At 53.1% G+C, this 26705-nt stretch carries 22 protein-coding genes; 10 read left to right on the top strand and 12 right to left on the bottom strand.

Annotated elements, in window-relative coordinates; genetic code table 11:
- Positions 1–50: 50 nt before the first annotated feature.
- Both ACHZBS_RS28805 and ACHZBS_RS28800 read right to left on the bottom strand, forming a co-directional pair.
- A complete protein-coding gene (locus ACHZBS_RS28805; protein WP_319409984.1) occupies positions 51–329 on the bottom strand; it encodes a hypothetical protein in 279 nt (92 codons plus the stop codon).
- Positions 330–686, bottom strand: a complete 357-nt coding sequence (locus ACHZBS_RS28800) for a cytoplasmic protein (RefSeq protein WP_319409983.1) — start codon at positions 684–686, stop codon at positions 330–332. It lies immediately after the preceding gene.
- A 222-nt stretch (positions 687–908) separates the two neighbouring features.
- Here ACHZBS_RS28800 and ACHZBS_RS28795 point away from each other — a divergent pair, with 222 nt between their 5' ends.
- Entirely contained in the window at positions 909–1874 is a 966-nt protein-coding gene (locus ACHZBS_RS28795; protein ID WP_319409982.1) for a cation diffusion facilitator family transporter, read from the top strand.
- A gap of 11 nt (positions 1875–1885) precedes the next feature.
- On the opposite strand, the gene ACHZBS_RS28790 is transcribed toward ACHZBS_RS28795, so the two are convergent.
- The 5 genes from ACHZBS_RS28790 to ACHZBS_RS28770 form a co-directional block, all read right to left on the bottom strand.
- Positions 1886–4615: a sensor histidine kinase gene (locus ACHZBS_RS28790; RefSeq protein WP_319409981.1), complete on the bottom strand. Its 2730-nt coding sequence runs from the start codon at positions 4613–4615 to the stop codon at positions 1886–1888.
- 11 nt (positions 4616–4626) lie between these two features.
- The gene (locus ACHZBS_RS28785; RefSeq protein ID WP_319409980.1) at positions 4627–4851 is read right to left on the bottom strand and encodes a hypothetical protein; all 225 of its coding nucleotides are present in this window, start codon (positions 4849–4851) and stop codon (positions 4627–4629) included.
- 253 nt (positions 4852–5104) lie between these two features.
- On the bottom strand, positions 5105–7882 hold the full coding sequence (locus tag ACHZBS_RS28780; protein ID WP_319409979.1) for an Hsp70 family protein: 2778 nt from the start codon (positions 7880–7882) through the stop codon (positions 5105–5107).
- Between the two features lie 119 nt (positions 7883–8001).
- Positions 8002–8694: a DUF2760 domain-containing protein gene (locus ACHZBS_RS28775; protein ID WP_319409978.1), complete on the bottom strand. Its 693-nt coding sequence runs from the start codon at positions 8692–8694 to the stop codon at positions 8002–8004.
- Positions 8695–9219: 525 nt separating this feature from the next.
- Positions 9220–10230 carry a beta-ketoacyl-ACP synthase III gene (locus tag ACHZBS_RS28770; RefSeq protein ID WP_319409977.1) on the bottom strand — a complete coding sequence of 337 codons (1011 nt, stop codon included), beginning with the start codon at positions 10228–10230 and terminating at the stop codon, positions 9220–9222.
- A gap of 373 nt (positions 10231–10603) precedes the next feature.
- Here ACHZBS_RS28770 and ACHZBS_RS28765 point away from each other — a divergent pair, with 373 nt between their 5' ends.
- Together ACHZBS_RS28765 and ACHZBS_RS28760 are read left to right on the top strand one after the other, a co-directional pair.
- Entirely contained in the window at positions 10604–13108 is a 2505-nt protein-coding gene (locus tag ACHZBS_RS28765; protein WP_319409976.1) for a hypothetical protein, read from the top strand.
- 3 nt (positions 13109–13111) lie between these two features.
- Complete coding sequence (locus ACHZBS_RS28760; RefSeq protein ID WP_319409975.1) at positions 13112–13690, top strand: hypothetical protein; 579 nt, start codon at positions 13112–13114, stop codon at positions 13688–13690.
- 20 nt (positions 13691–13710) lie between these two features.
- Here ACHZBS_RS28760 and sixA read toward each other — a convergent pair whose 3' ends face one another.
- Both sixA and ACHZBS_RS28750 read right to left on the bottom strand, forming a co-directional pair.
- Positions 13711–14172 carry a phosphohistidine phosphatase SixA gene (gene sixA, locus ACHZBS_RS28755; protein ID WP_319409974.1) on the bottom strand — a complete coding sequence of 154 codons (462 nt, stop codon included), beginning with the start codon at positions 14170–14172 and terminating at the stop codon, positions 13711–13713.
- A gap of 122 nt (positions 14173–14294) precedes the next feature.
- A complete protein-coding gene (locus ACHZBS_RS28750; protein WP_319409973.1) occupies positions 14295–15560 on the bottom strand; it encodes a glycosyltransferase family 4 protein in 1266 nt (421 codons plus the stop codon).
- A gap of 158 nt (positions 15561–15718) precedes the next feature.
- Between ACHZBS_RS28750 and ACHZBS_RS28745 the strand changes: the two genes are divergently transcribed.
- Positions 15719–17416 carry an alpha-amylase family glycosyl hydrolase gene (locus ACHZBS_RS28745; protein ID WP_319409972.1) on the top strand — a complete coding sequence of 566 codons (1698 nt, stop codon included), beginning with the start codon at positions 15719–15721 and terminating at the stop codon, positions 17414–17416.
- Here ACHZBS_RS28745 and ACHZBS_RS28740 read toward each other — a convergent pair.
- Positions 17406–18647 carry a glycosyltransferase family 4 protein gene (locus tag ACHZBS_RS28740; protein WP_319409971.1) on the bottom strand — a complete coding sequence of 414 codons (1242 nt, stop codon included), beginning with the start codon at positions 18645–18647 and terminating at the stop codon, positions 17406–17408. The two genes, ACHZBS_RS28745 and ACHZBS_RS28740, sit on opposite strands and share 11 nt — an antisense overlap.
- Before the next feature lie 124 nt (positions 18648–18771).
- Between ACHZBS_RS28740 and ACHZBS_RS28735 the strand changes: the two genes are divergently transcribed.
- The 6 genes from ACHZBS_RS28735 (at position 18772) to ACHZBS_RS28710 (ending at position 24397) form a co-directional block, all read left to right on the top strand.
- Positions 18772–20178 carry a hypothetical protein gene (locus tag ACHZBS_RS28735; RefSeq protein ID WP_319409970.1) on the top strand — a complete coding sequence of 469 codons (1407 nt, stop codon included), beginning with the start codon at positions 18772–18774 and terminating at the stop codon, positions 20176–20178.
- Complete coding sequence (locus ACHZBS_RS28730; protein WP_319409969.1) at positions 20168–21022, top strand: HAD family hydrolase; 855 nt, start codon at positions 20168–20170, stop codon at positions 21020–21022. The genes ACHZBS_RS28735 and ACHZBS_RS28730 overlap by 11 nt, the downstream gene beginning before the upstream one ends.
- A 19-nt stretch (positions 21023–21041) precedes the next feature.
- On the top strand, positions 21042–22199 hold the full coding sequence (locus ACHZBS_RS28725; RefSeq protein ID WP_319409968.1) for a hypothetical protein: 1158 nt from the start codon (positions 21042–21044) through the stop codon (positions 22197–22199).
- Positions 22192–23169 (top strand): glucosyl-3-phosphoglycerate synthase, encoded by a 978-nt coding sequence (locus tag ACHZBS_RS28720; protein WP_319409967.1) that lies wholly within the window; start codon positions 22192–22194, stop codon positions 23167–23169. Before ACHZBS_RS28725 ends, ACHZBS_RS28720 begins: the two co-directional genes overlap by 8 nt.
- Positions 23170–23267: 98 nt before the next feature.
- A complete protein-coding gene (locus tag ACHZBS_RS28715; protein WP_319409966.1) occupies positions 23268–23864 on the top strand; it encodes a tetratricopeptide repeat protein in 597 nt (198 codons plus the stop codon).
- 2 nt (positions 23865–23866) lie between these two features.
- Positions 23867–24397 (top strand): NUDIX hydrolase, encoded by a 531-nt coding sequence (locus ACHZBS_RS28710; RefSeq protein WP_319409965.1) that lies wholly within the window; start codon positions 23867–23869, stop codon positions 24395–24397.
- Between the two features lie 25 nt (positions 24398–24422).
- On the opposite strand, the gene ACHZBS_RS28705 is transcribed toward ACHZBS_RS28710, so the two are convergent.
- Both ACHZBS_RS28705 and ACHZBS_RS28700 read right to left on the bottom strand, forming a co-directional pair.
- Positions 24423–25622, bottom strand: coding sequence for an MFS transporter (locus ACHZBS_RS28705; RefSeq protein WP_319409964.1), 1200 nt, complete (start codon positions 25620–25622; stop codon positions 24423–24425).
- 102 nt (positions 25623–25724) lie between these two features.
- A complete protein-coding gene (locus ACHZBS_RS28700; protein ID WP_319409963.1) occupies positions 25725–26660 on the bottom strand; it encodes an Hsp33 family molecular chaperone HslO in 936 nt (311 codons plus the stop codon).
- Positions 26661–26705: the final 45 nt, after the last annotated feature.

Raw genomic sequence — 26705 nt, 5'->3', positions numbered from 1 at the left:
ATGAGCGACTGCGTGGATTTCCTCCGTCCCCCAAATGGGGAGCGATAAAGTCAGCAAACCGGTGGTGTCGCCGCTGTTGAATCGGCATGGTGCCGGCGGTGCATCATCGGCTTTTCCTTGAAACAGGTTAATTGCCAGCTGTTCTGGTAGGGATCATGGCGGATGATATAAAGACCGCCATCATCGCCGATAATCCTGAAATACCGATGATCCGGGGCCAGCCACCGATCCTGGACCTCAACGACGCTGATGTGGCGTGCGCCCATCGTCAGTCGCCGCGGCGTTTCTTCGTCCCGGTAGCCGGCATAGCAATCAACCCGGATATCCATTTATCTTCCGGGCACGATGATCCGTGAGTCATCGCGTTTTTTTTGCTGTTCCTGCTCCTGCATCTTCCGGATTTGTTCGACCATCTGGGCCATTTCCTGTTCCATGGCCTCGGGAAATGCCTGGATGGCTTCGGCCAGATTGTTGGCCATTAATCTGGCTTGCAGGGGCAACGGTCCTTGTGGGGTAAGGATTTGGGTGTGGCCGAAAAAGGTGGCTGAACGGCTGGGATCGTCTTGGCCGTCCGCGGTGATCGGTACCATCCGTCGAATGGATGCTACTTTTAGATCGGTAACTGCATCCTCCCGGTAAAGGTTAGATGTATCTACTTTAAAATCAATTTGTTCTTGTCCTGACATAAATGTTCTCCATTAGCTATAGTTGATTTTCATCGAGAAAAACAAGCATGGCAACCGTAGCTGATTTTTTTCCGGGTGTCACGGAGTTTATGAATAGGGGCCATGTTCCGATTTGAATCGGTTGATGGTGTTGAAGTTTCAGACAACCCGTCATATACTTGCGCTATCATGCAAACTGGAAAAAACTCATCAGCTCCCCGTGGGTATCATTTTAAGCTCCGTATGACTGCTATCGGCATATCTCTGTCCGTATCAGTGGTGCTGATGGCCGCAAAGTTCTACACCTTTCACCTGACCCGTTCCTCGGCAGTGCTATCCGACGCACTGGAATCCATCATCAACGTCGTGGCTGCTGCATTTGCTGTGGTGAGCATCTGGATGGCCGCCCAACCTCCTGATTCCGATCATCCTTATGGTCATGGGAAGATTGAATATTTCTCAGCCGGATTCGAAGGGGCACTGATCATCTTTGCCGCCATCGGGATATTCAAGACCGGTATCTCTCACCTGTTGATGCCCACACCCCTTGTCAACCTGCAGGCGGGACTTGGCATTCTGGTCGCTGCTACAGTGATCAATCTGCTGTTGGGGGTTGGATTGGTAAGGGTCGGAAAAAAAGCTCAATCCCTGACCCTGATTGCCGATGGCAAGCATGTGCTCACCGATGTGGCCACATCAGTGGGAGTAATCGCCGGCCTTTTTCTGGTTCAATGGACGGGTTGGCTATGGCTGGATGGAGGTATTGCCTGTTTGGTGGGTGTTAATATTTTACTGACCGGCACCCGATTGGTGCGCCAGAGTTTTTCTGCACTGATGGATACATCCGACCCCCACCTCCTCCAAGAGATATCCCGGCTACTTGAAAATCACCGCAAGGAAGCATGGATTGATATTCATCAGCTGCGGGCGTGGCGATCCGGAAATTTTGTCCACATCGATCTGCACCTCGTGTTGCCACGGGACTATCTTCTCGATGATGCCCACGCCCAGGCCAAGGCTTTGGAACTACTGCTCATTGATCATTTCGAAGGCAATGCAGGCGTTCTGGTCCACATGGACCCCTGCGGAACGGTTCGATCTGAGGGCCTGGCATCCTCATGTTGGAAAAACTGTTCCGAGCGCCCAGCGGCAGGGCAGAAGATTGCCGACGTTTCAGGCCCTTTTGTGAAGATCGGCAGTGATAGATAATCACCGCCTTATCATGCCGGGTTTGCTGGAATGGATTTATAGGGAAGGGAAAAATAAAAAGTGGCACCCTTTCCCAGGGTGCTCTTTACCTTTAGTTCCCCTTTGTGATGTTGGATGATCTGGCGGGTGATTGAGAGCCCCAGGCCGGTTCCCGGGGGGCGGCCGCGGGATGGATCAACTACCTGCTGGAACTTGTTAAAAATCTGTTTCTGGTCTGCCTCACTGATGCCGATACCATTGTCAGAGACCGATACCGTCAGTCGGTCGACGCCGTACTCCAGCCGGATGTCAATCCGTCCCTGGTCCGGATCGCAGAATTTTACGGCATTGGAGATCAGATTCACCATGGCCTGGATCAACTGGTCACGATCCGCTGCAATGAGCCGTGACGAATCGGGAAGGTATACCTGCATCTGTATCCGTTTATCGGCCACCAACTGACCGGTGGCGCTTACCGCCTCTTGTACCACATCTTTGAGATCTACGGACGTGATCGCCCAACGCATTCGTCCTGATTCCAGCTTATGAAAATCGAGAACCTGGGTAATGAGTCGGGTAAGTCGCTGGGTTTCACGGATGATAATGCTGGAGAATTCCCGTTGACGGTCAAGGGTCGTGTCCGGGTAGTCATGAAGAATTTCAGCCAGAGAGCGGATGGCCGTCAGCGGGGTCCGAAGTTCGTGGGAGACAGTCGATATGAATTCGTCTTTCAACCGATCCAGCTCCTGAAGGCGCTGGTTGGCAGCCCGTAGTTCCGCAGAAGCCCTTTCCAGTTCGCGACTATAGATAATGGCCTGGCGGGTTTCGTTGAGGATATCCATTACTTCTTCTATGCCCAGGGGTTCCTCCTTGACCACGGAAGCGACCATTACCCGTGCCGACGCCGACCCGATGGCCCCGGCCAACAGTTTTTCAATATGGTTGACCAGCCCCGGGTCCCGGGTGAGAGACTGGTCCCAATTGATTCCATATTCCATGGCATAATTAGCCAGCGCCGCTTCGGTTCGATCTCGCCCCAAAAACCGTTCCAGCATGGAGACCAGATCCGGCAGGTAGGCGGTTCCTCGCCAGATGGAAGAATCATGAACCCTGCCTACGTACCGGTAAACATCCACGAACATGGCTGCCTGGGTATGCTGCATGGCTGATGGTTTGCTGAACAGGGACCCGGCTACGTAGCACCCCAGGTTAGCCAACATGCTCCAGAACACCGCATGGGTGATGCGGTCGAACACATCCAGTCCGAATAATTCAAACGGCTTCAGTAGGGCGATGCCAAAAGGACCCTGTTCCAGGAAATCCTGGGGTATCAGTCCCGCACCGGCAAGGGAGGGAAGGAACAGCGTATAAAACCAAACGGAAAAACCGGCAACCAGGCCCATCAGGGCGCCGGTTCGGGTGCCGCCTTTCCAAAAGATCCCGATCAGCAGGGCCGGTGCAAACTGGGCCACGGCGGCAAAGGATGTCAAGCCAATGGAAACCAGTGTGTAATATTCTCCGGCATAGTGAAAATAAGCGTAACCCATGAGCAAAACCAGGATAATACTCAGCCGTCGAATGGATAGCAGAATGCTGCTTAAATCCTCGCGTTGGGCCAGCTTCAGCGAGGGCATGTGAAGCAGCACCGGCATCACCAGATCGTTGCAGATCATGGTGGAAAGGGCTACGGTCTCCACGATGACCATCCCGGTTGCCGCCGACATACCACCAATAAATACCAGCAGCGTCAAAAAGACCTGCTTGTTGGCCATGGGAAGAATCAGTACGAACATATCCGCGTCAAGGCCGCTGGCGCCAAATGAGAGCATACCGGCAAACGCAACGGGCAGGACGAAGATGTTGATTGCCATAAGGTAAAGGGGGAAAAGCCAGATGGCCTTGTTCAGGTGGGCTTCGTTGACATTTTCAACCACCATGACCTGGAACTGGCGGGGAAGAAAGACGATGGCCATCATAGAGAGGAAGATGTGGGCGAACCAACTGGAAAATGTGCCAGCATCCCCGGGCAGGGTCATTAAAAGGCGAATATCGGGGGATGCCATGGCTTTTTGGCTGAGATCGGAAAAACCGTTGTATAAAAAAAAGGTTACAAACGTTCCCACCGCCAGAAACGCCACCAGTTTAACGATGGATTCAAAGGCAATGGCTGCCACCAGGCCTTCGTGGCGTTCGGTGGCCTCCAAGCTTCGCGTGCCAAAAAGGGTGGCGAATACCGCTAGGAACAGGGCCACGTAAAAAGTGGTGTCGCTCCAGATTCCGATGCCTCCGGGAGAGGACAATGGTTTAAGCGACGGGTATTGATGAATCAATAGAAAACTTGAGGAGATGGCCTTGAGTTGGAGGGATATGTAGGGAACGATGCCGAGCACGGCGATGACGGTTACCACGCCTCCCAGCGTCATGCTTTTTCCATAGCGGGAGCCGATGAAGTCGGCGATGGAGGTAATCCGGTGAATTTTGGAAATCCGCACAATTTTTTTCAATACCAGCAAGCCCATCGTGGCCATTAATGTGGGACCCAGGTAAATGGTCAGAAAGGCCGGTCCGGCCGAGGCGGCTCGGCCCACGCTGCCATAGAACGTCCATGCGGTGCAGTATACGGCCAGCGAGAGGGCGTAAATATAGGGATTGCTGATAATGCTTTTGCCGATATCGGCCCGTTTGTCGCCATAATAGGCAATGCCGAACAAGACGCCGATGTAGCAGAGGGAGACGAAGATGACGGTTTCCGTTGCCAGCATGGGGACTTCCTCTACTCGCTATGATCCGGAAACGGCGTGTCCGATCTGGACCGGCTGATTATCAGCATCAGGAAAATAATCAGCGACCAGGTGGCAAAGAGGTAGAGATACAAAAGCGGAATGCCCAAGGTTAGTAGCGGTCGGTTGAAAAGGTAGAGCAAAGGGAAATTGAACAGCAGCATGCCCAGTAAAAAAATCCCCACCAGTCGTCTGGCGTTGATTTTGTCACGGGTCATGAGCAAGCTCCTTTCGACCGGGAAAGCCAATTAAGTTACGCCACTATTTTGGGAGCCTCTTTTTTAGTCACGTTCGGGCAGGTAATCGCACCCTATCACCGGGAATGTAAAATGTCCAGCCAATGAGCGATGGTGGGAAAACTTGAGGGATAGAGGAGGTCGGAAAATAGATGTTTTAATAGCTGGAAGGTGTTAAATTCATTGCTTTTACGTTCCTTATTTCTAATGTCGGACTTCTGGCTTTCTTCCGTTGTTATCCGTTTTCCAGAATCAGGCCAGCAGGCAGCGTTTCACCATAAATGGCATTCTGTTCTTTCTGTTTTCGTGAAGAGGGTTGGGTGATGCGTGTCAGGCAGTCTGGGAAATCGCCCGCCGATTCAATCCAATGGATAATCGTTTCGCTGGTCTCCGGAGCGATATCGCGCAATGGGTCACCGGTTTTTCGACATAGCTGGGAGAGCATCTCAACCACTGGTTTGGGGTTCTTCCAAGTCAGAGAAAAAATCGTCTGCACCCAGCCGGAGACTTCAACCGGCGGCGTCACCCGGTCGATGGAACCGTAAAGCAGGTCACGGGCACCGATGCGGGATAGTGCCCACAACAGCTGTGGTGGAGGCTTTCTGATGGTGAATTGGCTGATCAGTTGGCGTCCCAGGGTCAATTTGTCTTTGACATGCAGGCGCTCCATGTTAGCCGTGGCCATCCACATTTCCGTGAATTCCTGCCGAGGAATACGCGATCCTTTTTTCAGTGCCAGCAAGGGAGATATGTCCTGGTAAAACTGGCGCTGCTGTCCGGGATTAAGACCGGCGGCCACCCGCCGCCACATGATCCACCATTCAGCGCGGACTTGTGGGGCATTGGCGTGGATCGGCCCTTTTTTGTAAAATTTCCAAAGTTTTTTGACGCGATGGGGATCAAAACCATCTCCCATGCCTGGCCTCAGGCAATATCCAAGAAGGTTCATCCAGCGGCTTTCATCTTCGGCAGACGCCTTCCTTGCCGCTGAATTTTCGAGCAAGGTGTCAGCCAGGTCACGTAGCAGGCTCAGCGGCCAATTATCCCGGGGACAGCCAAGGGCATCGCCAACGTCGGTCATCAAGCGGGGCAACCGTGATTTGTCACGACCGGATGCAAATGCTGATTGAACTATCTTTCGGGCCTGTTCGACCCGAGATGCTTCGAAAATCTCCCCCTCAACCACCGCATCGGGTGTGACCGCTCCGCGCAGTTGAAAACGCAGCTGCCACCGGTGAGGCGAATTCAAGGATTGGCACCATATCTCAAGGGTGCCCACCTCGGTATAACTCGCTTCCAGTCGAACGGGGATTTCGGACTGAACACCCCTGTCACCATACTGGATGACGGTATTTAGTGATGGAAGAGCAGTAAGCGTTGCGTCTATGTCGACACGATCACCACCGCGGTCACCGGACCGGAAACTGGAACTGAACAGATCAAAGGCTACCGGTTGGTTGGCCAGAACCTTGAATACACGGTCGGGCAACGTGATAACGCTGCCTTCTTCCAGACCACGCTCCACCAGGCACACAGCCTGCTTTGTGCCGCCGGTGTCATTCGAATCGGCCGTAGCCACGCCAACATAAAAACTGCGAGGACTGCCGCTGCCGACTCGGACACCGATGCCTGCCTTGACCATCCCATAGTAGGCCGCACCCAAGGATACGGCGAGATCCATTTCATTGTTTTCAAGGCACACGGGGTCCGTATCACGGGAAAAACGATAGCGAACAGCCTTCCGGATCCGATCCTGAAGCGCTTGCGCCTTCAGCGACCCGCCGTTGAAGAGGATCAGATCGGGACAGGGATCGACGGCTCCGATGGCGGCTGTCACATCCGCCTGATGCCGATTCAAAAAACGGCTTAGGTGACCGGTGATGGCGGTATCCGTTTCATAAGGAAGCCCCCATGAGGCATTTCCTTCCGGTTCATCCGTCTGGGCACAGGAACCGGAAAGCGGAAAAAATTGTTCCAGAACGATCGATTCAATCTCCTGCCGGCTGATTTGGGCGGTCATGGTACCGGCAATCAGACCGGAACCTGTGCCCATCAAGGTAACCCGGCCGCTATCCGTCATGCCGTTCAAAATATTTTCTTTGATCTGACGACACTGGTGGCAAAGGGTTTTCCAGGCATCCCTGTCAAAGGTGGATGGAGATTTCTCCAGGCGGCGGGCCACGCTGCGGGCGATGGCAAAATCCATATTGTCGCCTCCCAGGATCAGATGATCGCCCACGGCGATGCGCTCGAATCGGGGGCTGCCGTCTACCATCCGCAGGGATATGAGGGTGAAATCCGTGGTGCCGCCGCCGACGTCGCACACCAGGATCAGTTGGTTGGCGGTTACATGCTCGGGCCAGTCCTTTTCGTGACGGATCAGCCAGCTGTAAAATGCGGCCAGGGGTTCTTCCAGAAGAATGACGTCGGGAAGGCCTGCCATGCGGGCCGCTTCCAGGGTCAGATCCCTGGCCACTTCGTCAAAAGAGGCGGGGATCGTGACGACCACCATCTGGTTCTCCAGATAGCAGTCCTCGTCATCCTCCATGGCCACATTCCACGCCTTGCGAATATGTTTGAGAAAGGCAGCCGAAGCGTGGACCGGCGAAACCTGGAAGACCTCGTCCCCGGCCCCCCAGGGCAATATTCTGGCCTGGGTATCCACGCTTTTGTTGCACAGCCAACTTTTGGCTGAAGAGACCAGTCGTGCCGGCACCCTGGCACCATGGTCGCGGGCAAATGCCCCCACAAAATTACGGTCATCCCGACTGCGCTGATCGATGGTCCACGGGGCAGTCATGTCCTGTTCGGCGATGTCATATTTACCGGGAATGTATAAAAATGAGGGGAGAACGGAATGGGGGGCGAATTCACCGGGGCCGGTCAACTGAGGGACCGGAAATTTTTGGATGGCGGGGTGGTCCTTCCCGGATGCTTCCAGATCTACATAGGAAACCGAATTATTGGTGGTCCCCAGATCGATGCCAATGACAAAGCGACTTTCCCAAATCAAGAATGACTCCCTTCAAGCTGGACAATGGTGAGGGGCGTTGTAACGACCCGACCGCCATTATCGTCGTTGGCGGCCACGAGATGAATAGGCGATGCCTCGCGGTATAAGTTATAGAAGAATTACTGGATCTCGACTTCTGCGGGAGCGATGAGGTCCGGGTTTTCCGCTTCTGACAGTTTCGGCAGTGAAATAGACCGCAATTGCCATCCTCGATGACGCAAAATACCCGTAAAGGGGGGCTGGCCAACCACGTTGCCCACCAGTTTGACAGCATGCTGATCGAATCCGGCGGGGATCTCGACAGTCTGGCCTTCGGCTTGCTTCATGATCGGTTCCGGCGAGAGATAGCGGTCCACGGCTTTTCTGCAGTTTTCATGGATGCTGCGCACCACAGCTCCGATCTGAGCATCTTCATATAGGGAAAGATCTTCCTGAAAAAAATCCATCAGCCTGCCTTCGCGCTGAAGCACGGAAAAAAGATGCACAAAAAGTCTTTTCTCATGGTTTTTGCGTTTCTTCCGATCCGTTTCGGTTTCCTGGGGTATTGCAGACGCCGTCTTTTGGATTTGCGGCGCCCCGGAATGGCGGGTTGCCAGTTGGGTCAGGACGTTTTTCTGAAACAGCCATTGTAGGATGCCGAAAAGGATCAGGAAGACGAACAGCGACGCATACTCAACAATGTTCAACGGTGCACCCACGTCACCGGATCGCCAGTAGAAACAGGCAACGATGCCAAACAGCAGTGACGAAAAAAAAAGTGATTGAAAAAAAGAGCGCAAAGAAAAAGACTTCAGCACAATAGTAAGTTTCATCTGTCGGCCGCCAGTAGGGTTCATATTTATCGGGGAATTTTTCGGCCACGCAAATGAATACCGGCGGCCGTGTCAGGATAATTATATACCGGGTTTTGCCTTGTGCAGGTCAACCGGTTATGCTAATCATAAAGACATAAAGATCAAGTGACGCATTTAAGACTGAATGGGCCGAAAAGGGCACTGACGGCACATGAATTACCGAATCGTATCATCGACATCCATGGCAAACAATTACAGACATCGTTTTGACTTTGACATCGGCTACCTGGTGAAGAGCCCCTGCCGGGAATGCATTGACCGGTATCTTTTTCCAGATTGCATGGACAGCTGTATTTCGCTGGACAAGATCCGAACAGTGCTTGCCAACAGCATTTCCTGTTCACGCTCCTCTTCGTCCATGGAATCCCGTGCTATCTTTCTGGATTCCGGAGAAGAAAATTAGAAAAACCCCCGCGTCTTGCCGCCCGCCTCATCTATTCACCCGCACTCAACGCATCGGTTTCACTGCCCGGCTTCCGGCTTTTAAGCGGGAAACCGATAAAGCACGGCTCCCCAGGTGACACCGGCGCCGAGCCCCAGGAACATGACCGTGCTGCCGGCGCCAACGAGGCCCTTTTCGATGGCCTCATCCAAGGCCAGTGGAATGCTGGCCGCGGTGGTGTTTCCATAGCGGTGGATGTTGTTGTATACTTTGGATTCTGGAAGATCCAAGGCTTTGGCGAATGCCTGATTAATCCTCAAGTTGGCCTGATGAGGGAAGAACAGATCGACCGATTCCAAAGGAATGCCCGCTTTTTTAAGTGCCTCTCCAGCTACTTCGGGAAGCCGTCGAACGGCATTCTTGAAAATATTCCTGCCGTCCATGGTGGGGAAATGTTTTCCCTCCATTAACATTTTTTCATCCAGTCGTGGATTTTCACGTGATGCCGGCGCGAAAGTCATCAAGCTTTCGGCCAGGGATCCGTCTGCATGTAAACAGGAAGCCAGAATGCCTGCCTTGATATCGGTTTCCATACGCTCTATGCAGACGGCCGCGGCGCCATCTCCGAAAATTACGGCTACATCCCGGCCTCGGGTTGAAATATCCAGCCCGGTGCTGTGCACCTCCGCACCCACCAGAAGCACACGCTTTGCCAGACTGCTGCGGATGTAGGCGTCTGCGGTAGCCATACCATACAGGAAGCCGGTGCACTGTTGGCGAATGTCCAATGCCGGAGTGGACGAAAGGCCAAGTTTATGGGCAAGCAGGCAACCCGAGCCCGGGAAAAAAAGATCGGGACTTAACGTGGCAAAAATGATCAGATCGATGTCTTCAGGTTCCCACCCGGCACGGCCCATGGCGATTTTTGAAGCTTCGAATCCCAGATCGGAGGTGCCGACGCCACCCTCTTCGGGGACCCAGTATCGCTGTTCAATGCCTGTGCGTTGAATGATCCATTCATTGGATGTGTCCATCCACCGGGATAGATCGTCATTGGTGACGAGGCGTGAGGGCAAAAAACGACCAGTTCCTTTAATGATGGTCTTTTTCATGGTTGTTCTCTCCTTGGTGCAAACCTGTCTGGCTTAAGGGCGGCTTCTGTTTTTCTTTGAATAATGGGCTGAAATATAACCTCGGTTCAAATAATGATCAAGAAATTTATCCGGTTAGGATGGCGGGTCTTATTATTTTGCGTTTTGCAACCGATCGGCAACCGTCCAAATATGGTGGCGAAAGCCATGGTGGGCGTGCAAGGATTACCTGAAATATCTGAAAACAGATAAAATCCTTAAGTTTGGTCGGCATTTGACGATATTTTAACTGAGATCGAATAACCAGAACGAAAACCGACGAAAATCCAGAAGAACCCCTTGGACTTACAATTGCTGGGTTTGATTATTTACCCTATTAAAACGAGTTGCACACATGAACGGCAAAACAAAAGATCCGTCCTCCCAGACAGACGAATCAACTCCTTTGGGTAAAGGTGCGGCAGAAATTGATAACCCCGGAAAAGCCAGCCGCGGCGGTTCAGAAGACCTGAACGCAGACGAACTGGCTGCGTTCAAAAAAATCATGGGCGAAATTGACGGCCAGGAAGAAGAGAAATTAAACGACGCAAACAAGGGCAGCGGATTTGAAGAAAAAGATGACCCGGAATTGACTAAAGATGAGCTGGCCCAACTTAATGGGGTTATCGAAACCATTAACAGCGAAAACCAAACCGATAAAGATATTCCCGATTCCACAATTAAAGAGGATACCCCCTCTGATGAGGGCGGCGATGAAAGCCTGGACGAGGATCAGCAAAGGGCTTTTGAAAGTATCATGGCTCAGATCGAAAGCGGTGGCGCAGGTAATCGGGATCCGGAAAAAAAAGCGAGTGATGCGTCGGAATCGGAAATAACGGATGATTTTACTGCCGAACTGGAAAAGGTGGTGAAAGAAGCCGCTGTGGACGATAAGCCTGCCGTTGCCGAAGCGAAAAGTGATGCGTCCGACGATGATGGATTGGACCCTGAACAGCAGCAGGCGCTCGAGAGCATCATGGCCCAGATTAATGGGGATGGCGCGGCTGATGAAGACACCGATTCCAAAAACGAATCGGGCATCGAGCCGGAATCGGAAACCGCGGATGATTTTACGGTCGGGTCAGAAAAGGTGGATCAGGACGCAGATACTGCCAAAAACGATGACATACAAGATGCTGACAGTGCAGAATCGGATGATGCTCTCAATAAAGACCAGCAACAAGCCTTTGAAAGCATCATGGCCCAAATTGAAGGCGGAAATACAGAACCATCAACACCGGAACCCGCAGGCTCTGAGTTAAAAGATTCCCAAGCGGAGGAAACCTCCGAGGATCAAGAGAAACATCCAGGCTGGCCAACCAATGACGATGCTGATGAGGATTCACACGATATATCCCATGATATCGAAGATATCCTGACTGAGATTTCATCAACCGAAGAAGCGTCCCATCTGCCGGAGGCAGGTTCCGGTGACCCGGTTTCGGAATCGGCCCCCGTCGGGTCTTCAGAAAAATCCATCGTTAAGGATGGAGACGCTGTCCATAAAAAAGAAGATAGCGGCCTTGAGCACACCGATCACCCCCAACCTTCGACATTGGAAATAAAGCCTTCGGCAAAAGGTCCGTCTACCGATCAGCTGACTGCCAAAAGCGCGATACCAGGCAGTTTGAAGACCTTCAAAAAAGCACAACCCCTGCGCGAAGCTACAAAATCGACTGGAGGCCGGCAGAAGAAAACCATTTTGGCAGCGGTCATCGCTATCCTTTTTCTCGCACTGACAGGATATTTTTACGGGATTTCCCCACGAATCGTCGATTCAGCAAGAACTTTTCCCGATCCGGACAGCAGCCGTCAAGATGCCGTGGTCGAAACCCATCCGGCCAAACTGGATCAAGAATCGGTGGTCGTTGTCCAAAGTCCATCCGATCAATCGCGTCTCAAAACGGCTGCCGAAAACCTGGACCGATTGCGAAACGAACTCATCGAAAAGCGGTCGGAGATCGAAGAACTGCGAACCTACTATCAGGCCGGAATCGACGCGGAAATTCAAGAAATCGTTGAAAGGGTTCGGCAAACAGGCAAGGGGCCCGTCCCCTTTAACTCCGTGCTGGCAGACGCGCGCATCAGCCTGGGACTTTCGGCGATTCAACGGCGAGATACCTATATTAAAAAGTTGGAAACCCCGACAAATGCCCTTTTCTGGGACAGCGAAGAGTTGCTGTTTTTTTCCCGCAAGGCCGGCATCTTAGCCCTGATGGTCGATAAAACCAGCGATATCGACGTCGAGGGTTTTATTAAACAGGCAGATGAGATCAGACAGGTCCATGGCAACGCATTGGCCCGATTGAACATCGATACTGTTCCGGCAACACCGCTGGCGCTTGAATCCATCTGGCAGGATATCGAAAAGCGCCTGCCAACGACAACAATCAAGCTCGAACGAGATAACCTCATCACAGACACTGACAACGCAGCCATTTGGAAAAATATCTGCGATGGTGATTTTACCCAAAAAAATAAGTTGACCGAGCTGTCGCCGGAGGCAGCTCGCTGTCTGGCCACGTGGAAAGGCAAAGATTTGTTTCTCAATGCGTTGACCGAGCTGTCACCGGAGGCTGCCCGTCATCTGGCCGCTTGGGATGGTGACTGGCTCGGTTTAAACGGCCTCAAGGAACTGTCTCCTGAAGCGGCCGTCCATCTGTCCCGATGGAAGGGCAAAGGGCTTTCCTTGAACGGCCTTTCCCGTCTGTCACCCCGGTTGGTGGCCATTCTGTCCGAATGGCAGGGGGAGCAGATCGAACTGGTCAATGTGAAACACATGGCTTATTGGGAAAATCCAAAAACCCGACTGTTTCTTTCCGAAGATCTGAAACGCAAGCAAAGCGCACTAAGGAAATAGACCGTGAAACCTAATAGGATAACCCATCGATCGTTTTTTTTTGTCATGGCTCTGACATTTCTGGTATTGCCCTCGACAGTGATGGCAAATAACAAAGACGAACAATTGCGTCAGACCATGGCGGAGATTTCTTTGCTCAACAACCAGATGGCCCAGCGAAAGACGGATGCTGACGGAATCCGGGAGGCACTGTCCGCAAGACTGGAGGAAATAAAAACAGAGGCATCGCGGGAATGGCGGGAAAAAGGAATCAACACCGGCGCAGAAGCGTTAAAAAACCCGAGACTATTGTACGATTTGATGCTGATGGCCGAAATGCAGGCATACATCCACCGATACACGCAAAAGATCGGCTATTACCGGGTGGCCTGCGACCGACTCAGTTATCTGTATCAGCAGGCAGATGACGACCTGAAAATCGTCAGCACCCTTTCCGATATGAAAATCGACGCACTCATTTCACAGGCCGAAAAGATCCTCAATGGCTACCTTCCCGATGCCCAGACTTTGGTCATCCAGCCCGATAAACTGACCATTGAAGCGCCGGAAAAAATCTGGGAAAACCTCAAGAAAAGCAGATAGTCGATATCTTCTGATTCCGGTTAACCGATGGACGGCATCAACGTCCAGCGGATTACCGGGTTTTTTACTTCCGGAACACGGTCTATGCAAAGGATGCCGCTGTTTTGCAGTTTAAAAACCGTCTGGTCAGGATTGCCGCACACCAACAGACCGATCAGTCGCTCCAAAAAGGGAAGATGTCCGACCAGCATAATGTTTCTTTCCAGTTCGAGGTTGTCCGCAAAAGTGCGGACATCGTCCAGGGGATTCATGCCCTGGCGCGGTTCCAGGCCTTTGGTGGGCGACAGCACCGAGGCCATTATCTCGGCGGTTTCCCGTGCCCTTTTTTTACCGCTGTGAACAATCCGGGAGACCTTCACCCGGTAACCGCTGGCCACACCGGCAATACGTTCGGTATCCCGTCTTCCATCCACCGACAGCCCTTTTTCAGGATCCTCGGTTTTTGTCAGGCTCTTTCCATGCTGAACCACATATAATGCCATGACGCCGCCTATAATTTTCAATTCAATTTATGCTCAACCTGAAAATGGATTGGATTTATCCACAAATCGATTTCCTAACCCATTAAACCAACCAACGGATTGAACCGATCCAACCCACCCTTTTACACCATCAGATTCATCAATTTATCGTGAAGCACTTCATAGGAATAGAATTTTTGACCGAGCGCATAGTTGCTTTCCACCATTTTCTTGCGAAGCTGTTCGTCCTGGAGCAATGCGCGGGTATACGCGATCGCTTCATCGGTGACATATCCGTCGATTTCAACGGCCCTGAATCCTTTGGGTTTAATGTCAAAGGTGTAGATCGAGTAGCAGTTAACCATGATCGGTTTGCGAAAATAGACCGCTTCTAAAAATGCATTGCCGAAACCCTCGATGGTGGAGGGATAAGTGATAAAATCGGCGTGATGGTAGATGTCATAAAGCGTGTAGATCTTGCGACCGTCCGCGGTTGTGCCACGCCTGTCGTTGATGATGTCCGATACGAACAGGGTGTTTACCTGCATGCGCCGCGAGTAGTCGATGATCCGTTGTTCGTAGTCGTGTCCCTCGTCTCCGGAAGCATGGGAGATCACCAGCCGGGCTTTCATGCCCAGCCGGCCAACCAACTCGATAGCGTTCTCGATGCCCTTTCGTTTAACGACCCGGGTGGGTTGAAGAATCAAGCATTCATCCGGATCGAGTCCCAATGCCTGACGGACGTCATCGGCATATTCATCCGGCGGCAGTGGCGGATTCTTGAAATCCATGACGTTGGGAATGATGGTTCCGGAGATACCGGTTCTAAGAGAGAGTTGGTTGTCGGCCGAGGAACTGATGACCACATGGCGGATGGGCGGCAGATGGGGAGGGAATGCCATATTGAGATAATCCCACACCGCATTGGTTTTAAACTGCTGTCGCTCCCAGAAAAAATCGTGGTGATGCGCAAGGGTCGGCAGCCCGGTTTCCGCGATGACTTCGGTAATGGCCAGCCCCAACGGGATGTTTAAGGGGATGGTCAGTGCATTTTCGGGAACCAGAAGATCGATATTGAATTTTCCAATAAAATCGTATAGCCGGTCCTTAAGGTGTTCCTTGATTGCATGAATCGTCGTGGTCAGTTTACGATCCCTCACCTGGTTAGCCGTAGAACCAAATGCGGTGTTGAAAATCGTCCGGATTTCCGGGTCCATGAAGTGGGCTTTAGGAACCAGGAAGGACTGTGCCGGATCTCGGTCCAGTTCTCCGGCGAAATAGAAGCAATGGAATCTCTCTTTTTCAAACACCCGGGCCCATTTTTCCGTTTCCAGGGACACGCCGTCGGTTCCGGCGAATCGGGTGGATATGAATCCGATGTTATGTATGTTGCTGAAGGGAATATACATCGCCACACCTGCAGGGTAGAATTAAGAAATGACCGGTCTGAGGCAATCGGCATCGGTACACAAAGCAGTTGCTTTAAAAAGACATTAAAAAACCGAAGATGTCAACGTCTTAATCCAGCATCCCGGCGGATGATCCTTTGCGCCTTCGGAAAAACGAAATGAAATCGATTCTACACCGGATTTACGGGCGGGAAAAGGGCGATAGGGCCTTTGCACGGCTTTCGGCTGTGCTGGATGCCTTCGCCTTCGAGTCATCGTCTGGAGAAAAAGATCTTTTCAGCGAGGCCGACACTGTCCTGATTACCTACGGCGACTCCCTGTTAAGAAACGGCGAACAACCACTTCAGACCCTGCATCGGTTTGCCGGCGATCACTTTAAAGAAGTGTTTTCCGGTATTCACATCCTGCCATTTTTCCCCTATTCGTCCGACGATGGATTCAGCGTTGAGGATTTTCACACGGTCAGATCCGACCTGGGCAGTTGGAAAGATATTCAGGCCGTCGGCCATGATTTCAGACTGATGGTCGATCTCGTGGCCAACCATGTTTCTGCCCAAAGCCGGTGGTTTCAGTCCTATCTGGCGAATCAGAAGGGTTTCGGGCAATTGGCCATTGAGGTCGACCCGGCGGCCGACCTGTCCGGCGTGACCCGGCCCCGGGCGCTGCCCCTGTTGACTGCCTTCGAGAAGCGATCCGGTCGGCGGGTTCATTTATGGACGACCTTCAGCGCCGATCAGATCGATCTTAATTACCGGAGCCTGGATGTGCTGGAAAACATGGTGCGGACGCTGCTCTTTTACGCTTCCAAAAAAGCGCGCATCATCAGGCTGGACGCCATCGCCTACCTGTGGAAACAGATTGGCACCCCCTGCATCCACCTGCCGCAGACACACGACATGGTCAGGCTGTTTCGCCGGATCCTGGACCTGACGGCACCCGGTGTGACGCTGGTGACCGAAACCAACGTTCCTCACGCTGAAAACATCAGCTATTTCGGCAACGGTGCCGACGAGGCCCAGATGGTCTATAATTTTTCCTTGCCGCCGTTGCTGCTATATTCACTGGCCACCGGGAGCGCCCGTATTTTTTCCGATTGGGCCCGGAATTTGAAAATTCTCACGGAACGAACGACTTTTTTTAATTTCACTGCCTCCCATGACGGCATCGGGATGCGTCCCCTTGAAGGGATATTGCCTTCATCGCAGATTGCCTGGCTGGCCAATCGGGTCATCCTGAATGGCGGGCTGGTTTCCGAAAGGCGCAACCCGGACGGATCCAATAGCCCCTATGAATTGAACATTACCTACCTGGACGCACTGAAAGATCCCGCCTCACCCGAAGACCCGATGCACATCCCCCGATTCTTGGCTTCCCAGGCGGTGGCCCTGGCCCTTGCCGGAGTACCTGGCGTGTACATCCATAGCCTATTGGGCTCGCAGAATTGGACGGAAGGGGTTCGATTGACGGGACGGGCCCGGACGATCAACCGTGAGCGGTTGTCAGTCGAAGCCGTCGGAAAAGAATTGGCCGATCGACGGAGCCTTCGGTCACGGATTTTTTATCCCTATCAGAAAATGATACGCATCCGCATCCGCCAGCCAGCCTTCCATCCTGCCGCCGGTATGCGGATCCTCAACCTGGACGACCGGGTTTTCGCGGTAAAACGATTTTGCCCAAAGCAGACCCTGGTCGCCATGACCAATTTTTCCGCCCACCCCCTGACCGTTACCCTGCCAGCCGGAAAAGAATCATCCCCCTTGAGCGATCTTTTCAATGGCGTGCGGTTCGGCAGCGGTTCTATTCCTCTGGCTGCCTATCAAACCGCATGGCTGGTGCGACATTCAACTATCCATTGACGCCAAAGCAGTTGGCCATCAGGTTGTCCAACTGCCGTTTAAGCATGGCGTAGGAGTAATGGCGCGCGGCTACGGTGTAGTTGTGGGTCGTCATCCGTTCCCGCAGGTCCGGGTTTTCGAGCACTTCGCGGACTTTCTGGACATTTTTCTTGGTCAGATAACCGTCCATGACGATCAGGTCGAAGTTTTTGGGTTCGATATCCCGCACGAAGATGGCATAGCGGTTTATAAGAAGCGGCTTCTTGAAATAAACCGCTTCTAAGAAAGCGTTGCCGAAGCCTTCGTAAAGGCTGGGGTAGGTGATGAAATCGGCGTGAGCATAAAGATCCCAGAGTGACGGCCGGTCAGGGGCATCCGGAACGCTGGTCGCGATCAAACGAAGATCCACCCCCCGTTCCCGGGCATGATCCTTGAGCCAATCGGCGTACTCGACCCCCTCGTCTCCGGCTTCGTGGGAGATCAGCAGCTTGAAATGCCGATTCCCGAGTTGGTGGACCAGGTCGATAGCGTGTTCGATCCCTTTGCGCTGCACGATTCGCGTCGGCTGGAGGATCAGAAAGTCCTCCGGGACGAGGCCGATCCGGCGCCTGAATGCATGGGTATCCTTTTCGTCGGACTGCGGCGGGTTTTCAAAATCAAGCACATTGGGAATGATTACCGACGAAAGGCCGGTTCGCAGGGCCAACTCCTCCTGGGCCGCCGAGTTGATGACCACATGCTGGATGGTCGGCAGGCTGGGCGGAAACGCCATACGCAGGTAATCGCCAACTGCGTTGACCGAAAAGCGGGTCCGTTCCCAGTAGAAATCGTGGTGGTGCGCAACGGTGGGAATCAGGGTCTCCGCGATGACTTCGGTCATGGCCAGACCCAGGGGCAGGTGCATGGGGATGGTCAGCAGATTTTGCGCCACCAGCATGTCGATCCGGAATTTATCGATAAATTCATATAACCGTTTTTTCAGAAGCGTCCGTAAATCATGGATGGCCTGAGTCGTTTCACGGCTTCGCCGTTTCCTGCCGAAAACTGCCTCGTCGATGGCTTTATTCGTTTCATGTTTGAAAAAAGCCTCAGGAACTCTAAGGCTCCGCTCCGGGTCATGGTCAAGGTCACCGGCAAACCAGAAACAGCGGTGTCCGCTTCGCTCTATAATTTCCGACCATTTAGCCGCTTCCAGGGATACCCCGTCGGTTCCTGCGAAGCGGGTGGACACAAAACCGATATGTTTACCCATTGTGCCTCCTTCAGACACGACCATCGGCGGTTGACAAACCACCCCGGTTACTCAACAATGAAAATACACGCCAAGATTATTCCGACAAGCGGCAGATTGTCGATGGTTCCGTTGCGGAGATACCATGAAGATCGCCTTTGTTCACTACCATTTGAAAACGGGGGGCGTCACTACGGTCCTTAAGCGGCAGATCGAGGCCGTCCATGGCCCTTTGGATACCTTCGTCCTGACCGGGGATCGGGCGGCTGCCGACTTGCCCTGCCAAGTGGTGGAGATCCCCGAATTGGGTTACGACCGGCAGATCGGTTTTCTACCCGCTGCGGACAGGGTCGCCGAAAAAATGCTTAAGGTATTGAATGAAAAGTGGCCCGGCGGATGCGACGTCCTGCATGTTCATAACCCGACCTTGGGCAAAAACCGGCAATTTCTCCAAATCATTAAAAAGCTCCAGCAGGCCGGGGTCAACCTTTTTCTGCAAATCCACGATTTCGCCGAAGACGGGCGGCCCGATCTCTATTTCGAGGAAGATTATCCGGCAAATTGTCATTACGGCGTTATCAACGCACGGGATGCCGCCATTCTTAAGCAGGCGGGACTGGATGTCGCAGGACTTCACACCATCCCCAACGCCGTCGAAAGCCTTGCCGTCAGCGGGAACCGATGCCCGAAGCCGCAGATTCTATATCCGGTCCGCGCCATTCGACGCAAGAATCTGGGTGAGGCCATCCTGTTGTCCTTGTTTTTCAAAAATGATCGGCGCCTGGCGGTCACCCAGCCACCGAACAGTCCGGCAGATGCGGCCAGCTATCGGGATTGGATCGATTGGGTGAGGGAAAACCGATTGCGAGTCGATTTCGAGGTCGGGAAAAAGAATGCTTTCCCCCTGCTGGTAGGGAATTCGGAATCGATGGTCACCACGAGCGTTTCCGAAGGGTTCGGGCTCGCTTTTCTCGAACCCTGGACGGCCGGCAAACTGCTGTGGGGACGACGGCTCGGGGACATCTGCGGGGATTTCGAGAAGAAGGGGATCCGCCTGGATTTCCTTTACGACCGGCTCGATGTCCCACTGGTCTGGCTCGATGCAGACGCCTTTTCCCGCGTTTGGCACGATTCGGTCTTCAGCGCTATGGAACGATATGGCCACACGGTTGCTGCCGATACGGTAAACCAGGCCTTTGACCGCCTGACCCGCGATGAACGGATTGATTTCGGGTTGTTGAGCGAAAAATTTCAACGTCAGGTCCTTACCCGCCTGATCGCGGACGCATCGGTCAAGGCGGAATTGATCTCGCTGAATCCCTGGCTGGCCCATCCCGGAGAGGTAGCGGACGCATCGGCGATCATAGAAAACAATCGAACGGCTGCCCTGCAGCATTATGGGGTGAATCCATACCGCGATCACCTTCTGGAGATTTATGATCGGATCGTCAACCATCCGGTTCGCCATCGCATTGACAAGCGCGCCCTGCGTGATGCGTTTCTCGATTTCGACCGATTCTCACTGCTCCAATGGGGAACCTATGACGGGTAAGGATACGATCTACGAGCGGCATATCCGTCCGTTGGCACCTATTGCCACAGGTGTTTCCCCGTATCTTGCGAAAATGGATCGGTTTTCGGCCATGCTTTTCGATGTATACGGCACCCTGCTGATCAGCAGGGCCGGGGATATCGGTTATGACCGGGAGCCAACAAAAGTGGCGAACCGCTTGCGCCATCTGCTGTTGCGCAGCGGGATTAACCTTACGCCGGATCATCTCTCGGACGCACTGAATCTGGCCATTGCGCGAACCCATGCCATCGCCCGCGGACAGGGAATCGATTTTCCCGAGGTGGACATTGTCCAGGTATGGCAGCAGGTGTTGGGTATGGATGACCTGCCGCTGGTAAAAAAGTTTGCTCTGGAGTACGAACTGATCGTAAATCCGGTTTATCCCATGCCCGGCCTTGAGCAACTGCTGATAGGTTTCAAAAACCGGAAGATCCCGATGGGGATCATTTCCAACGCTCAGTTCTATACCGTTGATGTGCTTGAACGGTTTCTCGGGGCGACGCTTGAGAGGGGAGGGTTCGATCACCGGCTGCTCTTTTTCTCCTGGCGAGAGGGACATGCCAAACCATCGACGGTAATGTTCAAACGCGCAAAAGAGGCCCTTTTAGGCCTGGGAATTCCTGCCGGGTCTGTACTGGTTGTTGGCAACGACATGCGCAACGATATTCTGCCGGCCAGGGCTGTCGGGTTCAAGACCGCCCTCTTTGCCGGAGACCGGCGGTCGTTGCGCCAAAGAGAATCCGATGATTGCTGCAGGGATCTTTCCCCGGACCTGATTGTCACCGACCTTCGTCAGTTGATCGCCGGAACCGGCGATTCTTAAGTTAACCCGTGAGGGTGTGATGGAAAAATATCTCGATGTGCTGCCGACATTTGTGGACCAGATTCGCAAGATTCGTGAAATCATCATCAGCAACATCGTCCTCATCGGACAGGTTTCCGCCCCTACCTTTTACGAGCGAAGGCGTGCGGAGTGTCTGGTGGAACGGTTGGCCGATTTCCATGTGGATGAATGCAGTATCGATGATTTTGGCAACCCCATTGGTGTGATTCGCGGAAGATCGACCGAAAGCCAGTCCATCTTTGTCGTAGCCCATCTCGACACCTTTTCGGAAGTGGAGGCCGACCAGCATTACGAGGTGACGGATAAAATCATCAGCGGCATGGGCGTCTCGGACAACTCGGCCGCCGTGGGCGTGCTGGCCTCCCTGCCGGAGGTGTTCAGGCGGCTGGAGCTGGCATTTGAATCGGACATCGTCCTGGTTGCCCCCAGTCATAGCCTGGCTCAGGGAAACCTGAGAGGTATCCGCCGGTTGCTGCAGACATGGCCCGCACCGATTAGAGGGGCCATCTGCCTGGAAAGTGTGGAACTGGGGCGACTCAATTACTATTCCGATGGTATGATCCGGGGTGAGATCAGTTGCAGTATCGCCTCCGAAAAGCAATGGGGTCGACACCACCAACCCAATGCGATCATCGTCATCAACGAAGTAATCAATGCGATCCTTGGACTGCGCTTGCCCCAGAAACCGCGAACACAGATCGTCATCGGCAAGATCTCCGGCGGTTTCAACCACGGGAAGATCGCCTATGACGCCAAGATTGGTTTCGAGATTCGAAGCGATTCCGATAAGATGGTCAAAGAACTCTATAGCGATATCCGAGATATCGTCGAAGGGATCAACAAGGCCTTCGCTGTCGAACTGAAGCTCAACCGCATCAGCAATCTTAATGCCACCCGTTTGCCATACAATCACCCGCTGGTCAAATGCGCCTCCCGGATTTTGAGTCGCCTGGGGGTGGAAGCCGTGAGCGAACCCAGTGAAACGGCCTTGTCGATCTTTTTGCAGCGGGGAATTCCGGCAATCACGTTAGGATTGACCCGTGGAGACAATTATCATCAGGAAGGCGCCATGATCGAAATCGAGCCGATGTTCAAAGGCATATCTCAAATATCGGCACTGATCATGGCCATGGACAATGGGGTGTGCGATGAATAAAAAGTGGATCGAATCGAACACCTTTCACCATTCCGAATTCAAGGATATAGATTGCCTGGTTAAAGCCAAACAGCGGAAGAATATCTCGATTTCTTTATGTCTGCCCACGCTGAACGAGGAAAAGACCATTGCCAAAGAAATCGTCATCATGAGATCGGAACTCATGACGCGTTTCCCGCTTTTAGACGAGATCGTGGTCATCGATTCAGGCTCGACGGACAAGACCCGTCAGATTGCCCGATCGTATGATGTAACCGTATACAAGTCCGATGAAATCCTGCCGCATTTGGAAAAATACAAAGGCAAAGGCGAAAACCTGTGGAAGGCACTGTTTGTGACCCGGGGGGATATCATCATTTACATCGATGCGGACATCAAAAACATCCACCATCGTTTTGCATACGGGCTGCTGGGACCATTGCTGCTTTCAGATCGCATCCGTTTTACCAAGGCGTTTTACGACCGCCCCATCTCGCTGGGAGATAACAAATTGCGCCCTACCGGCGGGGGACGGGTCACGGAATTGGTGACACGGCCGCTGTTTTCGCTGTTCATGCCTGATCTGACCCAGTTTCTGCAACCCCTTTCCGGTGAATACGCAGGATATCGCAGCATCTTCGAAAACATTCCCTTTCATATCGGGTATGGGGTGGAAACCGGCATGCTGATCGACATCAACGAAAAATGGGGTCTGGATGTGATGGCCCAAGTCGATCTTGATCGGCGGGTCCACAAAAACCAGGATACGAAGGCACTGGGGCGGATGGCATTTGTAATCATTAAAACCTTCCTGAACCGTGTCCAGAAGTTAAACCGGGTGAAAATCAACCAGGAAGTCTTCGATGAAATGATTCAGTACACCATGGCCCGGGACACGCTTCAACCAGAAACACATTTTCTCGAACAGCACGAGCGACCGCCAATCATTCAGATTCCTGAATATATCGAAAAATACGCTAATGACCAATAAACCTTGGACATGATCGATCCGGCATGCTAATTCGGCTCCGGTAAAACTGACCACCAGCACCATAGATTGGCGTGTTTCAGGACAAGGAAGGATTTGGTATGGGCGACAAAAAGATAGCCGGATACGTCAAATCGGAAAATGTGATCGGGTTTGTGGTGGCGTCTCTGCTGGTCGGATTTGTGGCGGGTGTGGCCTTTGGTATTTATAAAAGTGGAACGATAGCCGATCCCCATCAATCGGAACCTTCGGCGGGGATGGATATCGAGCGGCAACAGGCTATTGACGTCCTCAAGGCCCAGACCGAGAAAAATCCCCAGGATATCGCTGCGTGGGTCGGGCTGGGACATCAATACTTCGATGCCAATTTCACGGACGAAGCCATCGCCGCCTATGAAAAAGCGCTGGCCATAGAGCCGGAAAATGCCGATGTATGGACGGATCTGGGTGTCATGTACCGAAGAAGCGGCAACCCGGAAAAAGCGGTGGATGCCTTCGACCGGGCCATGAATATCGACTCAACCCATGAGATTTCGCGATTCAACAAAGGCATCGTCCTTTTTCATGACCTCAAGGACGAGAAAGGGGCCCTGACGGCTTGGGAATCGCTACTGGCAATCAACCCGAAGGCGAAGTCTCCCGGCGGCCAGACGGTTCGGGAATTGGTTGATCACCTCAAGCAGAAACACCAGGATTGAATATGAGCAAATCGATTTGCAACCAGTCCACACTAATCAGAAAGGGCAGGGTGTTCGATATTTTTACCGAGAATATCACCCTGCCCAACGGCGTCACCCTGGATATGGAGATTATCCGTCATCCCGGTGCGGCCGCTATCGTACCGTTTTTGGATGACCATACGGTTTTACTCCTCAAACAGTACCGCCATGCGCTAGGCGGTTTTATTTGGGAGGTTCCGGCAGGGACATTGGATCCGGGCGAAGATGCCCGCCAGTGCGCCGAACGCGAATTAATCGAGGAAACCGGGTATGCCGCTCGGCATTTTGAAATGCTGGCCGAAATTACCCCGCTTCCAGCCTACTCGGACGAACGCATTTACCTCTTTCTGGCTACAGGTCTCACTCAGGCGGCACAGAACCTGGATGAAGACGAACTGCTCTCTGTCCATCGGATAGACTTGAGCCATGCCATGAAAATGATTCTACAAGGGGAGATACAGGACGCCAAAACCATTGCAGGACTGCAACTGGCCGCACACCAATCAGCCTGATCCGAAATATGAAGGCAGTGAAAGATCAGGTGCCGGTCTGATCCCACCCCCTGAGCCCGCGCATCAAACACAGCAACCCCAGACAAGTCAGTACTCCCGAAATACAGCCCGTGGCCAGGATGCCGCCAGCCTGCCATATCGCTCCGCCCATCAACGCCCCTATCACTCGCCCGATACCTGCTGTGGCAAAAAAACCGGACATCATCGTTGCCCGGAAACCCGGCAGGATTTCGGTGCACAGGGACAAGCTGGTGACCAGAGTGAATTCATAAATGAAAAAAAGAATGGCCAAACCGGACATGGCCGCCGTCAGGGATGTATCCAGAAAAGGCAATGCAAAGTAGCTCAGAACGGACAGGCTCAAACCGACAGCCAGCGCACGCTTTAAACCGAATCGGTCGGAAATGGCGGCGGTAAGGCCTTCCCCAGCCAGTTCAGCCACCCCGATAAGGCTGGTTCCCAATCCCAGGGCCACGATGCCCAGGCCAAAACTATTCTCCAGCCACGCCCCGTATACCACAAATAGATTGTCGTTGGCCGCACTGACAAAAAACACATAACCCAGGACGCCCCATGCGGTTTTGTTTGAAATCAGCCGCGAATAGGTGCCAAGGTATTCCGATGGCGTTACTTTTCGGAGCGGGAGTTCAGATTCTTTGGGGATGATAAAAAAAAGGGCAATGGCTCCGATGCATCCCAATCCACCCATAACCAGAAATGGCGATTGCCACCCATACCTGTCCATGAGAATTGCCACCAGAGGGATGCCGATCAGGGTGCTGGCAGACCATGAGGTCTCCATGATACCGATCACCAACGCCCGTCGGCGATAGGGCACCCGGCTGCCGACCCAGGCCTGCACGGCCGGATCGAAAATACTCTTGCCCAGTCCGGCCAGAAACAAGGCCACCAGGACGACTGCATAAATAGGAAAAATTGCTGCAGCCAGCATGCCGGTCGCCAGCATGGCTATCCCGGCGATCATCATTTTTCGGTAACCCAGTCGATCGGACAGCGGACCGATCAGTGCACCCAGCAGGGACGTCACCTGATTGATGGCGATGAGCGACGTGATGGCCGACAGGGACACGCCAAGCCCCCTGCTCAGCACCGGCGCAAAAGGGTAGGCAAAACGCCTGGCGGTATTGAATACCAGGCGGAAAAAAGTAGTTCCTGCAATGGGCAGGAAAATAGATGGTCGGTTAGTCGAGTGTGTTGGGTTCATTGGATTTTGGGGTTCCATTGAGATGGTAGCTCATCGAAAACCGATGGCATTCGTTCCGCCCTAAATGCCCACAGCCTATAGCCTACCGACCTACTATCACTTTCAGTTTTTAGAAAAGCGGGCCGCCACGATCCGGTCGATGTGCTCGCGGTCGAACGTGTAGCGGGTGTTGCAGTGGTGGCAGCGGATCTCTACGGGGAAGGGGCCTTTTTCCTGAATATCTCTCAATTCGTCGATTGGCAGCAGGGTCAGCACGTTGCGGATCTGGTCCCGGTTGCAATGGCAGGTGAAGGCAACTTCCCGTTGGTCGATGAAACGGGGGGCATAGTCCCCGAAATGGGTCCTTACCAAGCCCTCCAGTTCGGTTCCTTCAGCCAGAACGGCACCGATGGATGGCAGCTCCACAACCCGATCTTCGATCTGTCGGACCACCGCATCGTCGGCGTCGGGCATGGCCTGCAGGAACATGCCGCCGGCTGCCGCCACATTTCCCTTGCTGTCGAAATTGACGCTGAGGCTGAATGAGGTGGGGATCTGCTCCGAGGTGAGATAGTAATGGGCCAGATCCTTGGCCAGACTGCCGTGGGCCATCATCACCTTGCCGGTAAAGGGTTGTTTGGCATTGGCCAGGGTGCGGGTCACCGAGATAAACCCGGCTCCGAAAAATGGAGAGAGGTTGAAGTTTTCCAGGGGTTTTTCAACAGGGATGGGCACATTTTTTAAGAACCCACGCACTTCGCCGATGGCATTGGCTTCGACAACCAGGCCTTTGACGGGTCCGGAGCAGTCCACCTGCAGACATAGTCGGTCTTTCCCCTTGAGGCCGGCACCCATCAGGCAGGCCCCCAGATAAGCGTGGCCGAGAACCAGCGTCTCCAGGATGCCCAACTCGTGGTTCCAGCGCATCTGGTTGATCATCCAGCTACCGTTGAGCACGGTTCCGCGAATGGTGTCATCGGCCATCAGGAAGGTCTGCAGGCAATCTTCTTCAGGTCGAAGAAGGTTCGCATGGCTGCTTCCAGGCTTTTTCTTTTCCATGGGTAGGGTTAACCCTTTTTTAGGTTTAACAAGGGTGTTGAAACA

The organism is uncultured Desulfosarcina sp. (assembly GCF_963664155.2).
In the GTDB taxonomy this organism is placed as follows: Bacteria; Desulfobacterota; Desulfobacteria; order Desulfobacterales; family Desulfosarcinaceae; genus Desulfosarcina.
Note: the sequence above shows the minus strand (reverse complement) of the source record. Positions and strands in the feature narration are given on the sequence as shown.

Coding starts and splice junctions, on each gene's coding strand:
- sixA (WP_319409974.1), bottom strand. CDS start 14,172: ATGGCATTATATGTGGTTCAGCATGGAAAGAGCCTGACAAAAACCGAG.
- ACHZBS_RS28790 (WP_319409981.1), bottom strand. CDS start 4,615: ATGCTGGCAACGGAAACCGTCATCTTCGTCTCCCTCTGCTACATCGGC.
- ACHZBS_RS28750 (WP_319409973.1), bottom strand. CDS start 15,560: ATGTATATTCCCTTCAGCAACATACATAACATCGGATTCATATCCACC.
- ACHZBS_RS28765 (WP_319409976.1), top strand. CDS start 10,604: ATGAACGGCAAAACAAAAGATCCGTCCTCCCAGACAGACGAATCAACT.
- ACHZBS_RS28795 (WP_319409982.1), top strand. CDS start 909: ATGACTGCTATCGGCATATCTCTGTCCGTATCAGTGGTGCTGATGGCC.
- ACHZBS_RS28710 (WP_319409965.1), top strand. CDS start 23,867: ATGAGCAAATCGATTTGCAACCAGTCCACACTAATCAGAAAGGGCAGG.
- ACHZBS_RS28740 (WP_319409971.1), bottom strand. CDS start 18,647: ATGGGTAAACATATCGGTTTTGTGTCCACCCGCTTCGCAGGAACCGAC.
- ACHZBS_RS28785 (WP_319409980.1), bottom strand. CDS start 4,851: ATGACCCGTGACAAAATCAACGCCAGACGACTGGTGGGGATTTTTTTA.
- ACHZBS_RS28700 (WP_319409963.1), bottom strand. CDS start 26,660: ATGGAAAAGAAAAAGCCTGGAAGCAGCCATGCGAACCTTCTTCGACCT.
- ACHZBS_RS28715 (WP_319409966.1), top strand. CDS start 23,268: ATGGGCGACAAAAAGATAGCCGGATACGTCAAATCGGAAAATGTGATC.
- ACHZBS_RS28725 (WP_319409968.1), top strand. CDS start 21,042: ATGGAAAAATATCTCGATGTGCTGCCGACATTTGTGGACCAGATTCGC.
- ACHZBS_RS28800 (WP_319409983.1), bottom strand. CDS start 686: ATGTCAGGACAAGAACAAATTGATTTTAAAGTAGATACATCTAACCTT.
- ACHZBS_RS28775 (WP_319409978.1), bottom strand. CDS start 8,694: ATGAAACTTACTATTGTGCTGAAGTCTTTTTCTTTGCGCTCTTTTTTT.
- ACHZBS_RS28705 (WP_319409964.1), bottom strand. CDS start 25,622: ATGAACCCAACACACTCGACTAACCGACCATCTATTTTCCTGCCCATT.
- ACHZBS_RS28805 (WP_319409984.1), bottom strand. CDS start 329: ATGGATATCCGGGTTGATTGCTATGCCGGCTACCGGGACGAAGAAACG.
- ACHZBS_RS28770 (WP_319409977.1), bottom strand. CDS start 10,230: ATGAAAAAGACCATCATTAAAGGAACTGGTCGTTTTTTGCCCTCACGC.
- ACHZBS_RS28730 (WP_319409969.1), top strand. CDS start 20,168: ATGACGGGTAAGGATACGATCTACGAGCGGCATATCCGTCCGTTGGCA.
- ACHZBS_RS28720 (WP_319409967.1), top strand. CDS start 22,192: ATGAATAAAAAGTGGATCGAATCGAACACCTTTCACCATTCCGAATTC.
- ACHZBS_RS28745 (WP_319409972.1), top strand. CDS start 15,719: ATGAAATCGATTCTACACCGGATTTACGGGCGGGAAAAGGGCGATAGG.
- ACHZBS_RS28735 (WP_319409970.1), top strand. CDS start 18,772: ATGAAGATCGCCTTTGTTCACTACCATTTGAAAACGGGGGGCGTCACT.